At 43.3% G+C, this 15,132-nt stretch carries 6 protein-coding genes and 1 pseudogene; 1 reads left to right on the plus strand and 6 read right to left on the minus strand.

All coding sequences use genetic code 11. The features are described from left to right. Window positions 1-1,122: pseudogene (locus tag CAG69_RS04215) on the minus strand (hypothetical protein); the annotation flags it as partial. A gap of 4 nt (window positions 1,123-1,126) precedes the next feature. After that, on the minus strand, window positions 1,127-2,536 hold the full coding sequence (locus CAG69_RS04220; protein ID WP_010319831.1) for a tyrosine-type recombinase/integrase: 1,410 nt from the start codon (window positions 2,534-2,536) through the stop codon (window positions 1,127-1,129). Between the two features lie 374 nt (window positions 2,537-2,910). Here CAG69_RS04220 and trmA point away from each other — a divergent pair, with 374 nt between their 5' ends. After that, a complete protein-coding gene (gene trmA, locus CAG69_RS04225) occupies window positions 2,911-4,020 on the plus strand; it encodes a tRNA (uridine(54)-C5)-methyltransferase TrmA (RefSeq protein WP_161442865.1) in 1,110 nt (369 codons plus the stop codon). 192 nt (window positions 4,021-4,212) lie between these two features. On the opposite strand, the gene CAG69_RS04230 is transcribed toward trmA, so the two are convergent. The 4 genes from CAG69_RS04230 to CAG69_RS04245 form a co-directional block, all read right to left on the minus strand. Continuing rightward, window positions 4,213-6,633, minus strand: a complete 2,421-nt coding sequence (locus tag CAG69_RS04230; RefSeq protein WP_161442867.1) for a hypothetical protein — start codon at window positions 6,631-6,633, stop codon at window positions 4,213-4,215. Continuing rightward, window positions 6,633-10,400, minus strand: a complete 3,768-nt coding sequence (locus tag CAG69_RS04235; RefSeq protein ID WP_237668034.1) for a hypothetical protein — start codon at window positions 10,398-10,400, stop codon at window positions 6,633-6,635. Before CAG69_RS04235 ends, CAG69_RS04230 begins: the two co-directional genes overlap by 1 nt. Before the next feature lie 210 nt (window positions 10,401-10,610). Further along, window positions 10,611-13,262: a DEAD/DEAH box helicase gene (locus CAG69_RS04240; RefSeq protein ID WP_161442871.1), complete on the minus strand. Its 2,652-nt coding sequence runs from the start codon at window positions 13,260-13,262 to the stop codon at window positions 10,611-10,613. 1 nt (window position 13,263) lies between these two features. Further along, window positions 13,264-15,111 carry a site-specific DNA-methyltransferase gene (locus CAG69_RS04245; RefSeq protein WP_161442873.1) on the minus strand — a complete coding sequence of 616 codons (1,848 nt, stop codon included), beginning with the start codon at window positions 15,109-15,111 and terminating at the stop codon, window positions 13,264-13,266. Window positions 15,112-15,132 lie beyond the last annotated feature (21 nt).

Below are 15,132 nucleotides of genomic sequence, written 5' to 3' on the forward strand. Positions count from 1 at the left end.
ATTGCTATAGGATTTAGAGAGGAGTTCGAGAGTTTGAATAAAAGTGATTCCGTCTATTTTTCCAACAGCGTCGCGCTTATTGATTTCGGCAATAATAAACCCTGCCTCTTTTTCAATAGCTTCGGGATGCAAGTTTTCATCTGAACCTGCAAACAACGCTTTTACGTCTTTTGAAGCGCGACTTTTGTAAGCACGAACTTGAGCAGTTTTCGATGTGCGACCTTCTACCTTCGATGTAATCACTTTAATGGGATGGCGAACATCTTTTATTACTGTGTCGTTAAATGCAGTGTAGTAGGCAAATAGGGTGTAAGCTGCCGCCATGCATTGATTAAACGGACTCACAGAGCCGTCCTTGCCCCTCAGTGTAATTGTGATGTCCCGACCATTATTTCTATCAACTACAATGCCTTCTAAGCATTGAGGCGGAGGGGCTTCGGGGTTTTCCTCTTTAAACGCAATAAGTTGAGTTGCTAGAGAGAAAAAGAATAGTTGAGTTCGTTTAACTAATGCATACCATTCACTTGATGTATACGGCTGTGTTGATGATTCACTATTCTTTATTGAGAAGGGTTTAAGCGTGGCTTGCCACTCTGACACATCAAAATCAAGCACTGTAAGTAGTATATCGAGTAAGGTCTTTTGGATAAAAGCAGTGTCCTCCAACAAGCCAGCCTCTTCACCGTCATGATACTGAAAATGATATCTTTTTGGCTCATTAGCCGCGTTAACTAAACGCCACAATTGACCTGAGTTACCAGCGTAAGAAAGGTATCCCCCCTGAGAAAAAGGGTCGAGCATATTAAAGTCACAAAAAGAAATATACTGCTTTAAACTCGCTAATTTAACTCTTATATAGGCTTCACTACTTTGATTTTTTCTCTCTTGATTAACCCACGCCCTTAGCTTTTGCATCCTATTCAATCGAGACGGTTGTACTAATGGTTTTTGAGGGTCACACTGCTCATGGCACCAATCAAGAAGGTTATATTTGATACTGTATGCCATCCCTCGTTGATGCAATTCAAAGCTCAAGTCTAATGAAGTGACATTATCCTTAGTCTTTAGTTGGGTGATTGGTTTATGTTGATTTCTGGAAACAGATAAGCGACTTTTTGCCATGTGATCATCTCAACGTTTGTTGTGCGAATTGATTTTTACGCTGAGCGAATTCCGACCAGGTTTTATCGTCATTCATGTAGCTAATATATTTTTGGGTAGTAGCGGTACTTTCATGCCCCATTAAATCAGCCAACTCCGACATCAGTGCTTCAAAGGGCTTGCGTGTTTGAATGTGTTTGTTGTACAGCCAGTCAGTTGCGAAAGTGGCACGTAAATCATGAGTGGCAAAATAAATATCAAATCCGCTAATAATCAAATCATTGCGTACCGCTTCCACATACTTTTGAATTGTATTTGGGGCGTAGATACTGCCATTCGATTGAACGAATAGATGGTTATGGCGTAATAATCCGCTTTCAATTGCATCCTTCCTTACCTTGCTTAGCTTGTACTCGTACAAAAGATCCATAACATAGTCTGGGATTTCAATCGTTCTATCTTTTCTGTATTTGGTTAGGCAGCCGTTAATACGCTCACCAATTGGCACTTTAACCACTTTAGCTTTTGGTTTATCTACGACAGAAGCAGGAAAGGTTATCAGTTCCTCCAATCTCAACCCAACCTCCGTTTTTAAGTACAGCATAAGGGCTTTAGTGTCAGATGAATTTTTAACATCGAGATATCGGTAAAGTGCTTGTTTTTCATCTTCACGGAGTGGACGAAGCTCTCGGATATCAGCATCTTGAGGCTTCTGTATATTTTTGAATGGTTTAGTGAGACCTGTTGTATACACGATAATATCTTTACCGTGATAGCCATTAAGATGTGAGAGCATGTCATGTTGCGCTCTCTTATTTTTGTTCCGTATGCGAACTTTCTTTGCCAAAAACTCAAATGGGCGGAAGGTCTTGCTGATTGGAACGATCCGTTGGCGGTGAAGGTAGGTGTAGTAAGCGACAACTTTTAGCACATAGCTCGACGCAGTACTGGGAGAGCCTCCGATTTTTCCGTTTTCATCTTTGATATAAAGATTCTCTAATAGATAATCACGATATCTAACGACTGGACTTTCTTCTATCTTCTCGGTGCAGTCATATATTGTTAAGGAGCGCTTCTCTTCAACCAACACACCTGTTCTTGGGTCAATATGTTCAGGGATTTCTAAGTTCATCCAACGATAGAAGCTTAATAACGCGACTGCATGGGATTCGATTGTCTTAACGGAGGATATATCAGGATTTGACAATAAAGAGTGGAGGTATAAGTTCACTGGCACCACATTCATGCCATCAGGGTCAATTAAAATCGGAAGTGCATGAATAAATGATTTTGAATTGCCTTTTACTTCATGGATGATCTCGCCACTGACAGGGTCTGGCCTGCTTATATATGAAGGATATTTATCCGTATTGACCCACATAAGGCAGTAATCAACACCGAAATCATCTGGAAACGAACCATTCTGTTCAATCACATTGCTACCGCAACTAGCTCACGTTATGGTTTTAGCCTAGTCTAGCAGAATCCTTATGTCTAATTTTTTATACCAATAACTCTCCAACTTGTGACTCTAACAAAATTCCCAACCTTAGTTCTGGATTCACACCAGATTCCCATTTCAGCCATCTAGATTGCTAGATAGCACCAACTTGAGGCAAATATTATTCAGCTATTGATTATTTGTCCAGCCAATATTGCCCTTAGAAGTTGTAACGTTTTGATTGATTTTGCTTTCTACTCTGCCTGTACGCACTATCTTTAAATCAATTCCAGTACAAAACTGGACATCCTATTGAGATTGAATAAAATCTGCGCTCTTAAATTGAATGCACCATAAAAGGTAAGATCATGGCTACTCTTGATGTAAACCCACAACGCTACCAAGAACAACTGGCTGAAAAAGTCGAACGTCTCACGGATATGTTCGCGCCATACAACATGCCAGAACTGGAAGTGTTTGAATCACCAGAGCAGCACTACCGCATGCGTGCTGAGTTCCGTGTTTGGCATGAAGGCGAAGATCTTTACTACATCATGTTCAACCAAGAAACTCGTGAGAAGTACCGTGTTGACCAATTCCCTGCAGCAAGCCGTCTGATCAACGACCTGATGCCGCTATTGGTTGAAGCGATGAAAGACAACGACTCACTACGTCGTAAACTGTTCCAAGTGGATTTCCTATCGACGCTAAGTGGTGAGATTCTGGTCTCACTCCTTTACCATCGCCAACTTGATGAAGAGTGGATTGAAAACGCGAAAGCCCTTAAACAGCGTTTAAATGATGAAGGCTTTAACCTAAACATCATTGGTCGCGCTCGTAAGATGAAGATTGTCCTAGACCGAGACTACGTTATCGAGAAGCTCGATGTAAATGGTCAAAGCTACATCTACCAACAAGTAGAGAACAGCTTCACTCAGCCGAACGGCAAAGTCGCAGAGAAGATGCTGGAATGGGCGGTCGACTGTACCCAAGAAAGCACTGGCGACCTACTAGAGCTTTACTGTGGTAACGGTAACTTCTCGCTGGCGTTGGCACAGAATTTCGACCGCGTACTGGCAACTGAGCTAGCGAAGCCATCTGTGGTATCTGCACAGTACAACATCGCCGCCAATAAGATTGATAACGTACAAATCTTACGTCTATCGGCAGAGGAATTTACTCAAGCGATCGAAGGTAAGCGTGAATTCCGTCGTCTACAAGATGCAGGTGTGGATCTGAAGAGCTACAACTGCAACACGATTTTTGTCGATCCACCACGTGCTGGGATGGATGTCGATACTTGTAAAATGGTGCAAGGTTACGAGCGCATCATGTACATCTCTTGTAACCCTGAGACTCTAAAAGAGAACTTGGACATTCTATGCGAAACACACAACGTGACGCGTTTTGCTCTGTTTGACCAATTCCCTTATACCCACCATATGGAAGCGGGAGTGATGCTAGAGAGCATTAAATAAGGGATTAAAAGGTTTTCAATTGTAGAGAAAATCGTACTGGGTACGGCTTGGGGTACGGGGTAGGATGTATGCTCGAATCCCCCATACAAAAAATATACCCCACTAAGCATTAGGCTTAGTGGGGTATATGGAGAACACATAGAGAGGAATAGATGTTTGTGCTTAACTATATTCAACTAGCGACTATACCTATCAAAACAAGATAGCATCTCTTGAATTGCGGTTAATCTCTTTCCATCGTTTAACTAATGTTGCCGCACATGGATTACCGGCAAGCTGATTCATGCGAACCCAATCTACATCAAGTAAATCTACCAATAGGTCAATATCCAACTCACCTTTCAAAGTGTGCCATTGCCGAATGCTCGGCTGCCTCATTAACTGAGCTTTTGGAGAGGTTAATCCACCGACAACAAAATATCCCTTTTCTTTGTCGTACCATATGCGTTGAATACCCGGTATGTTACTCATCCAGCGTTTGATGTCGTTTAAAGGCTTATCGAAGTATCGAGATAACAAGGTATCTAAACTACCACTGATTGTTGTATCTCTTTTCTTGTCTCGTTTATCTAACCAACGTTGAACCACATCTTTCTTCACCTGATAATACGTTACCTTCGTTTCATTTTGCTGATGAAGCGAAACTAATTGTTCTTGCCATAATTCAACTAATTCGGGTAACTCACTTTCAAAGCGCATTGTTACCTTTTGGCTGGATAACACGCCATCATCACTCAATTCTTTGACAATATTGAGCAATACTTCACTATCTGGCAGCATCCAATCCGTCAACGGATAAGGCTTCTGTTTCTTGGTTAAATCCGAAAGCGCATCTTCCATACCCAATGGCAAGACATTCGTTTGGTCGTAAGATGGATCTTGCATCATGATTGACACTTGTGCATCCTTATCCTTACTCAAAACAAGCGTAATTCTTGCCGCAAATCGCCGTTGTTTATCAACTTCAGTACCGCGGTAATCCATTACGACATTCTGACGATAACTATAAGGCCAATTCTCATTCATCAAAGTGAGCAAATCATCTACAGATGTTTCGAAATTGGCCAAGTACTCATTTGTTTTCGAAGTCATACCAGAATCAGTGGGATCGAAGGGGATCAACACCGGTCTGTCGTTTGAAACCGTAAACAAATAACCATCAGTAATGACAATGGTTGATTCGTTTAAACAGGCGCGTTGCAATGGCAAGACTTGAGAAATAGGCCTATCAGAATCGATCAGTAAACGTTTGATCTCTAACTCTTTAAGAACCACTTCAAGCTTTCTAATAATCGCTTCTTTGTATGCCTTGGTATCTAATAAATCGTAGTTGTAGGTGTAATATCCACCTTCAGACGCAACGTATAGCTTTATCGGGTCATCGTCTCTTTTTGACTCGATTAACAACCCTTTTTCGACTGGGTCTCCCGTTACATCATGAGGATTAACGTTGATATGTTGAACTGCACACCGCCCAACTAGATACTTAGTTAGTGGGTAACGGTCATCTTCGATACCCTTCTCTTGGTCTAACAGAATCAAAACACGATCCGAACGTTCAAGCTTTATCCGTTCAAAGTCATTTGCCGCAGTTCCATCTAGTAAATTCCACGAAACATCGACACCTTTCTGTGCAATTATCGATTTAAATAATTCTAAGATTTCTTCACAAGCAACTACAGCATTAACTCTTAGGTCTATAACCTTGATTTCACCGGATATCTCGATGCTTGGGAAAGATGACTTAGCCTTATTAGCCTTATACTTTGTTTTCAACGTCAGTGGTTGGAGATTTAATGTTTTAGCTGAAAGTTCAAAACCATAGTCACGCGCAAAAAGGATAAACGCATCTTGCACTGGTTTTAACACCATAGGCCAACTTTGCTCAAACCTAGTTGGTGTAGAAAGATCCAGAAACGGACGCTGTTTCCGTGAATTTTTACTCTTTCCAATTTCTTTAAACAGGGGGCCTCTCGGTTTTCTTTCTTGGCCTGGATACCACCTGACAAGTACCTTATTTTTGTCATAGACCCATAGAGGCTTCTTAATACGATCTATATCATCGTCACTAGATAACGGTCTTAATATTACGTTTTCTTTGTAAAGTGCAATTTCAGTGGTATTACCATCATTTAACTGCTGAGTTCTGCAATCTAGGCTGATCGCATTTACGCCGCCAGCCCAGCTATCTACTTTCAATAACGGACAACCTAAACTGTAAGCGCCTTTACAGTGACCATCAAAGGCTCTTAATGAACGCATCATTAGGCGAATCCACACGGGATTGAAAACCGGCGAATACTCCACGCGTACCGGAGTAATAGGCTGCAAATCAGTGTCTACAATGCACGGCGGAACATCATTTGAATTCTGTAAAGCAACATAGAGCCCAAACTGATTGCCATTTTTTTTCATCAAATAGGCAAACTGCCGACTGTCTAACTCAGCATCAATTCGCTCTTCCCAGGCATTCTTCTCTTTCCACTGATAGTTGTTATTGAGAAGTGGATAGTGATAAACCACAAATTTGTTGGCTTTCTCTGCATCAACCTCGCTATTCAAATAAACCAAATGAGACAGCGGCAACTTCCTCAAACCTTTATTTTTATCCATTAGCCATACTCCCTAATACGCTGGCAAACTAATTTCGACAACCACCTAAAGCCGGACGTCATTTGATATTCATCGCTCACCAAACAACCAGGCAAAAACAGGATTGAAGCATTCTCTACTTTTACTGGTTCCAACATTTCAGAAAAGCCCGATAAGGAGCAATCTTCACCAGTCAATAGATTCGCAATTACCAAAATGGCATTTTCACCACGGACTTGGCGGATCTTTTCCAGCTTCTTAATTAATCCCAAAGGCGCAAATTCAGGATTTTTGCCAGAAGCAAGCCATTGCTCAAAGCCTTCATCCGACTGTTCCAGAGCAGCTATAGACCAAAATTTAGCATCAACAAAAACATCCGCGTTTGCTATATCAAAATCATATAATTCAAACAACTCATGGTTGTAGACGTCTTGCTTAGTTAAGAGCTGCTTATCGCTTAGCAATGCGCGAATGCCTTCCTCACCAATACGCCCTTGTAAAATTCGCTGAATCACAACGGGATGAAATGAGAATTGCTCTTCAATGTCGTTGGCAAACGGCTGAAACGACGTTCGAAAACCTTTCCGATTAAACCAATCCGAAATGGCAGGTTGTCGATTAACAACCTCATAAAGCGTCTGTGGGTTATATTTAATCAATCCGGCTGCTCGCTTCGCAAAGAACTGCCAACTTTTCGGGTCGTACCATATTTCACCAGTAACCTTTGATTCCTCGGGTCGTTCAAAGCACGCCCAACGACACAAAGGCTCAGTAATGCCAAACGTGTTGTTATGCGGCATCCATTGGAGATCATGCTGCAATACAGCGCGGCCTAGTTCATGCCAAAGTCCTGAAATATCTTCAATACAACCCTTACCTTGTCTTGCATCTCGGATAGTGGAAACTAACTTATTATCAATAATATTTACCGCAGCAGAGCCATCTTGGGATCGCGTTTTCAACAGGGCAAGAAAGTTGGAAACCGATGCATCTTCGGAATGAGTAAGATCATCAATCAGCTGATTATTAAGGTTTGAAACCCAATTTCGGTTGTTAGTACAAACGGTTAATTGGCCGTAGTTGCGAAGATGGCCTGCTACATCATCGCTTAAATGAATGGCGACATGGGGCACATATGTCCAAGCACGTTCAATACGACCAACTTGCTGCTGCACGTCAGCGGCAAGATTCTTAACGTAGTCATTTGTCCCTTTATAGAGCTTGTTTAGCTCCTGGATTTTAGCAACTGAGTTATTCATTAACGGCATAATGAATTGCCGCTGCTGCTTACGTGAAAACTCTGAACGCCTGACTAATTTTTCTAAGTTTCTGAGCTGAAAGCCAGCATGAGACATTTCGTCATCATCGTCATTGCTATCCCATGGTGAAAAGTAAAAGTGCTTACTTTCAATAATAAACAGCGACGTCAGATCCATCTGCCCTTGAGAGTTAGGCAAGGAGTAATCCAAATTAATGCCATTGGTAGCGGATGCAGTTTGTGTCATTACCACCACGGTACGGCCAGAGTCGAACGCCGCTTGATATGCGTGCTCAAATCCTTCTCGCTTTTGTGCTTCAGCATTGAGCAAGCAAATCATCATGGGCTTGCCGTTGACAGCCAAAGGAATAAACACATCGTCAAATGAAGACAATACGCCAGTGGTTAAACGCTCCATTTCAAGCCAATCAGCGCTCATTCTGCTGTTCTCTGCGGTATCACTTATCAACCACTTCCGAAGGTATTTGACTGAGTTAACAAAGGCCAGGTGCCCTTTATGTTGTGGCTCATTCGCTGCCAAATGCAGAACGTGCAGTAATTTAAACAACACAGACTGCCGGTATTCATACTTGTAATCTGAGTGCTCAGCCTCAAAAAATGCAGCGTTCAAATGCAGTTTTGCCTCCTGAAAAACTGGGGCATTGATAGCATCATCAAAGTCGTGGATCGTGGTTTTTAGTGTCGAGCGACGCTTTTCAGATTTATCTTTAACCAACGAGCGGATCACCGCCATTTGTAACTGCTTATCCTCGTCAGTTTGTAAATATGGAATCGGCTTCTTAAACCAATCTTCGGGGCGCTGCTCAAAGCTATCGCCCAGAAAACTCTCGGTACATTGTGGATTGCGGGCCTGAGCCACGTAACGCAAAGCGCTTTCAATCCAGCGTATATCGAAATGACCAATCCCCCTTTCGATATAAGAGGTTGCGGATAGTGCAAAAACCAGGTTCCGACTCGATAACGAAACCATTAACCCTTCAGGCGTTGTCGGCAATAGTGCGCGTTTAATCTTGATCCTCAACGGGTCAATATCCGCCTCGGCTTCATCCGTGGTTAACAGCCAGGTTGTTAGGCCAAACATATTCGTCTGAGTATTAGGTAATAGGTTTGATCTACTGAGCGCTTCTAACTCAGGTAAGCTTGTGCGAGGTAATGAGAACAGCGATAAACTGGGTAACGCTGTGCTGTAGTAGGATGGTCGATAATCGTTCGCGGGGTCGAACAGTAACCGGTTTAGCCGAACAAGATATTCATAAGCTTCGGACTCATCGGTCGCGAACTGTGACAACAGCAAACTGAAGCGTCTGATATATTTCTCCATCACACGCAAAAAATCACCAACATCAACCGATACATCATCGCTTTGCTCATAACTTTTCACTTCAAAGCCATGAGGTTTTTGCTGTAATTGCAAAGGCTCACTGGTTACTAAGTGGTCTGAGCGAAACAGATATTTCTTTTCGAACGGAACACCGGATTCATACTGTTTTAAAGGCATTACCAGTGCCCTAGACTGATTCAGATCGACCCCTTTGCTGGTCAAATCCTCCTCTAGCTCCGCAATAAGCTGTTTAAGCTCACTGTAAAGCTCAGGTATAGGTTCAGCAGTAACAAACTGCATTCGCGCTAATAGGCGCTTACCGCCTTCAAGTAATTGACCAATACACTCAGGCGGCTCTTGCACCATTTGGGACTGGGCAAGTAATGTCTGTAGAATGTCCGCTTGGTAATCAAACTCATCAACAAATACAACCTTTCCGGCCAGTTGGCCGCTCGACATTCTAACTTTCTGTTTACCGTCGTAAAAGGAAGCGAACAGCTTCTGCGTTGTTAACACCAGCAAATGTTGCTTATCATCGTGCCAGGCAATCGCCGGGAAAATTCGACGCACCCATTTATTTTCTCTGAATAAACGAAGCTTTTCTTTTGCTTGCTCCGTGAGCTCATGCGTCTTGCCATGGTGCTTACTGGCATACTTCACAGCCTTCTCTAAGGACGACATGCACCCAAGTAGCGTCCGTTCGACAAAGCCACACAGTTTTCTTAGTTCCTGCTCTTCTCGTTCGAGTAAGACGCCCATCGAATCAGGGTTTTTCTTTCTATACTCAACATTACGGGCTATGGCTGAAACGTTGTGGCAAGCACGGACGAGAGCCTCTTTATCAGCATTAGAACGAAACGCACCTAAACCATGAATATCCTCAATGGCCTTATAAGGATCGGGCAAGTCAGACTTTTGAACACCTTGTTCATGTGGCAGTGCTCGTTGCGAAACCGCACTAACGACAGTTTCATCCTGTGCATAAAGAATACTAACCAGCAAGGGGTTACCCGAGCTGTCTTTTTCACTCGTGGCACTTTCATAAATGTCATGCAGGATATTCCAGCGATGGGTAACTAAGATGGCCTGCAACCCTTTGGATTTTATAAATTCAAGGCTCGCAGGTATCTTCCCGTCCGGGCTACGATAAAGAGAACTACTTTTGCCACCGCCTGTTGGGCCTTGCAACTGGCAAAAGCCAGCAATAGCATTTTCGTTCTTTGCATTAACCGATAGAGCAAGTGCTTGCTCTATCGTATGCGCAATGATTTGATTATACGAAGTCGGTATTGGCTGACTCATCTAAATCCTCGTTAACTTGATATTCCTTTTGAGTTTCGCCCCTTTTTCAGAAGGGGTGACAAGGTTGGAGACAACACAACACCAACAAATGACTCATTAATTCAATTCAGGCACGATTTCCTGTGACCAACTGTCTTCCATCAGCATTCTGAACGACATACCACCCGACGCAGCTTCCAACGTAAGCTCGCCAGCATCTACCGCCGTCTTGACGTGCTCAGTTAACAGCTCAAACAATCGGCGCTTGTACTCAGTGTCGTCGTTCCCTTTTAAATGCTCGCCCTTGGTTTCCAATATAGAAAAACGATAACTTCCAGAATTAGGCTGTTCGACGCACACCAACAAGTCAGGGTAAACCTTTTGTTTTTGCCAGCCTTGCAGGCTGTATTCACGTTGATTTACTGCAATACGATGCCACCAATACACAGACTCTTGCTTATCCAAATACCAAGCTGTGTCGCGCTCTAAATTGTTCAGCCCATTTTGATAGACCTTTTCGAACAAGCTTTTTTCGAGTTCAGATCCATCCTTGCGGCGAAGCACCTGCTCATGCTCACTGACATTAACCTCTAGGGTTTGCGCCAGTTCCCAATTTAGCTTCTTGTTATCTGAAGCGAGTAGGCGCAGGGAAATATCACCGTTGTCCAACTTAGATCTGAAGATTTGCTCCGATAATTGCGCGACCTGTTGTTTAATGTCGCGCTTCATCTCTTTGAGTAGTTCAAGGCGGTTAGTAAACAAGGCCTCCTCAGAAACGCCATTACCACGCAAGATGTCTAACGTGTGCGTTAACACCCGCATGGCTTGCCAGGGGTTTGGAATAACATCGGTGAGCTGCCTTACCATAAACGAGATATCTAGGCCTGCACTGGGGTCAAAATCGATGTTTTCGTGGATCGGATCGGCCAAGTCCAATTCGCCTTGGTTATCCTTAGACATTTTGTAGTCGATACGGGCAATCGTGCGCTGTAACTTGTCGTCCACTAGCTGGAAGTTCTCTGCATTCAAATAAGACAGCGATTCCCAATCTAGGTCACCCAGCACATCCCGTTCATAGTCAAACAAACGGTAGCCGTCTTTGTACCCAGCATCACGATGTAAAACCCGAGGCAAGAATATTTTAGGTAGGTTACGAAAACGCTCTCTACGCAATAAGGTTTCTTTGCTCACTACTGCAGCGGTTTTATTGGCTTCCGAGGCTTTAACCTGGTTCGCCACATCCCCCATACCTTCTTCTTCTAAACCTTGCTTAACACCGGCGACGGCTTCCATCACATCCTGATCAAAGGTGTAGACATAACACTCATCTAAACTTGGTTTTTGCGTCAATCGCGCATGTGGTTGACGTAGTACCCGGCCAATCATTTGGGTGATTGCCGTTTTTGCGGTCATTTTAGACAACACGGTTAACACATAAGCAAAGGGGCAATCCCAACCTTCACGCAGCGCATCCTTTGTGATGATGTATTTAACGGGGCACATTTCGCTGAGCAAATCATCATCACCCAACTCGTCTTTATCGGACGTTTTAAAGCGAATTTCATTTTCATGCACGCCGAGTTTTTCCATCAAATACTCGCGGGCGTCTTCCGCATGCACAAAGGCTGAATCTCGCTGGTCTTTACCTGTGCGCTCAACACGGATCAGCATGATGGGACGAATATAGCGACCGGTTTCGCTTTGTAGCTGTCCGGCATCCTGTTCAAGCTCCGCCAATTTAGCGTGCGCAAGCGACAAGGTATGCTTCCACTCGCTTTTATCTTCGTTGATTAAGTTGATGGGTAACTTAATCATTTGCTCATCTTTCAACGCTTGCCCAGACACATTCACCAGTACATTTGAGTGATGCTTACCGTTAGCGTTAGGCGTGGCCGAGAGCTCAAGAATAAACTTAGGGTTAAAGCCACACAGGGTTTCTCTTGCGGTTTCGCTATAAGCTTTATGCCCCTCATCCACAATAATCACAGGGCGAACCATGCGTAACACATTGCCTAAGCTTTGTTTAACTGACACTGAGCCTGGGGCGATGCCTTCTTGCCAACCGTAATCGGATAGATCGTTACAATCTAAATTACGAATATTGCTCAAAAGTGCCTCATTAGCGCTGGTGTCATCTTCAATTGGGAAGAAAGTGGTAAATCGGCCGCTATCGCGGAACATTCGTAGCGTTTCTTTGGATTGACGCGCACTGGATTGCAGCATCAACAACATAACGCACAGGTTTTCGTCGGTATCTCGCTTGGTAAAGGCATCGTTCTTTTCGAGCATTTTTACCCGCCCACCCGAAGCACGTTCTAGCATTTGTCGATACGGATGTTCACGATTAGCCAACTGTTTCCAGGTTTGCTTGTAAATGGCATCCGACGGCACTACCCAGAGCACCATGCCGGTTTGTTGCGTAAACAAATCCGTTTGCAGGCGCTCGACCGCAGCAACGCCAAGTAAGGTTTTACCGCCACCCGTTGGTACTTTCAGGCACACGTTAGGAATGGGACGCTCTAAGCCGTCAAATCTTGTGACATAAGGTGCAGGCACCAAATTGCCACTTTTGTCTTTAAGTAGGTCAATACGGCGCTCCTGTACCAGAGCTTCCCACGTATCTTTAGCGTAATCGGTTAAGCGGGCCTCTTTGCCTTTCATTTTCTGAAAAGCGACAAAGTCTTCCGCTTCTTCCTTGGTGTCGGCCAGCTTTTTTAAGTAATAATCCAGCTTATCCAGCACACCGTTTTGGTAGTCTTTTAACTCCATGTTACGCCCCCATAATGCGATGGATAGCGTAAGGCAACTGGCAAAACTCAATGCGTTTTTCAGTTAAGTCCTTCTGACTCATAAATTTCGCGACAGCAAAGACAATGGTGCGCTTTTTCGTGGTATTGTTTTTAGCAATCGCCGCTACTTTGTCCGCGTTTAATGCCGCTTCATTTGAGCGTAGCCATTCACTATCAGGACGATAGAACAAATGAATACGGAATAAGTCTGTTTCACCGATAAAACCATCGGCAGAGGCTTTCGCGACAGTTTCTAACGACTGCCCAGTCGCGGTATAAAACACATAACGTGCGAGTGCATCGAACGATGGCATCGCTTCGCCGGTGAGTAAGCTTTCAATTTGAATCGGTTCACCCAAGGTACAATAAGTGAAACTGCCGCCACTACCTGGCGCAAACTCATCCACTTTGCGCTCACCTGTGACTGTGAGCACACCGTCTTTGAGTACTTTTTTGATTTTATCGAACTCGCTGCTGTGTTTTTCCTCAACATTAGCGATTTTTTCCAGCAACTCAGCGTGCTTCTTTTCAAAGACCGACCAAGTAATTTTTTCAGAAAGCAGTTCTTGTTTTTGATTTCCTTTAAAGGGGTAGCCATTGATAACACGACGTACACGCTCTGCTGTTAATGTATCGGCGTAGTCTTCGCACTCAACTAAGATAAACTTACGATTGCCATTGTCTTTTTTATTAGCTTCAAGCACTGCATGAGCTGTTGTTCCAGAGCCAGCAAAGGAATCAAGTATTATGGAGTTGGGTTGAGTTGATAATTGTAAAATTCCTTTTACTAATTTAGACGGTTTGGGCGTATTAAAAGGTTTCTCACCACCAAAAATTCGTTTTATCTCTTCAGATGCACCATGATTGTGTCCATACTCTTCCGAAGTTAGCAACGTACTTACTGGCTTCTCAATTTCACCTTCAAAATACTGCTTTACTAATACCTCCCATTCTCCATCCTTTGATTTTTGGATCAATAACTGGGAATCCTCCTTAGCCATATCAGCTAATACCTTTTTCTGATCCCAACGCCAAGTTCCTTCGCTTCCATCAGGTTTTATAGGAAATATCTCTGAACCATCAGGTGCAGGTATTGCGTAAAAGGTATTTGGACGGTCAATTCGTCTTGAATTCGATCCTTCTTTTCTTAATGAGCGTAATCTAGCCTTTTTTCCATTCCGTGGGTCAGTATATGTAAATTGCTTTTCACCTTGGTCAACGATAATCGCATTCAAGGTTAATTCATCTTTGTCCTTTGCATATACAAGAATTGAATCAACATCTTTACTAAACCCAGACGAATCCATTCTGGAGCTATAGACCTTTTCCCAAACCATATGCGAGACAAAATTGTTGCTACCAAATATTTCATCACATAATAGTTTCATCCGATGACTTTCGTTTTCATCGAGGGTTATCCAGATACTGCCAGTCTGTGATAACAATTCTTTCAGAAGCATAAGCCTCGGCCACATCATACAAAGCCATTTGTCATGACGTTCCATATCTTCTTTATCAACAGGATTAGCTGACTTTTTGAGCCATTCTTGCATCAATGGTGAGCGCACATTGTCGTTATAACACCAGCCTTCATTGCCTGTGTTATACGGCGGATCGATAAAAATGCAGTCTACTTTACCTGCGTGAGTTGGCAGTAACGCCTTGAGGGCTTCAAGGTTGTCGCCATGGATGATGAGGTTATCATCCAGTGATGCTGACTTGCCTTCCAGCGGTAAAGATTTATCCGCAACCACTTTTAGTTCACGAAACGGCACACTCAGGTGATGTGAATATACAAACTGCTTACCTTTAAAATCCAACGTTGGCATCGGTGTTCCTTAAATTCTTAT

Origin of the sequence: Vibrio sp. V43_P6S15P86 (assembly GCF_009904725.1) — a bacterium.
In the GTDB taxonomy this organism is placed as follows: Bacteria; Pseudomonadota; Gammaproteobacteria; order Enterobacterales; family Vibrionaceae; genus Vibrio; species Vibrio diabolicus.

Coding starts and splice junctions, on each gene's coding strand:
- trmA (WP_161442865.1), top strand. CDS start 2,911: ATGGCTACTCTTGATGTAAACCCACAACGCTACCAAGAACAACTGGCT.
- CAG69_RS04230 (WP_161442867.1), bottom strand. CDS start 6,633: ATGGATAAAAATAAAGGTTTGAGGAAGTTGCCGCTGTCTCATTTGGTT.
- CAG69_RS04245 (WP_161442873.1), bottom strand. CDS start 15,111: ATGCCAACGTTGGATTTTAAAGGTAAGCAGTTTGTATATTCACATCAC.
- CAG69_RS04240 (WP_161442871.1), bottom strand. CDS start 13,262: ATGGAGTTAAAAGACTACCAAAACGGTGTGCTGGATAAGCTGGATTAT.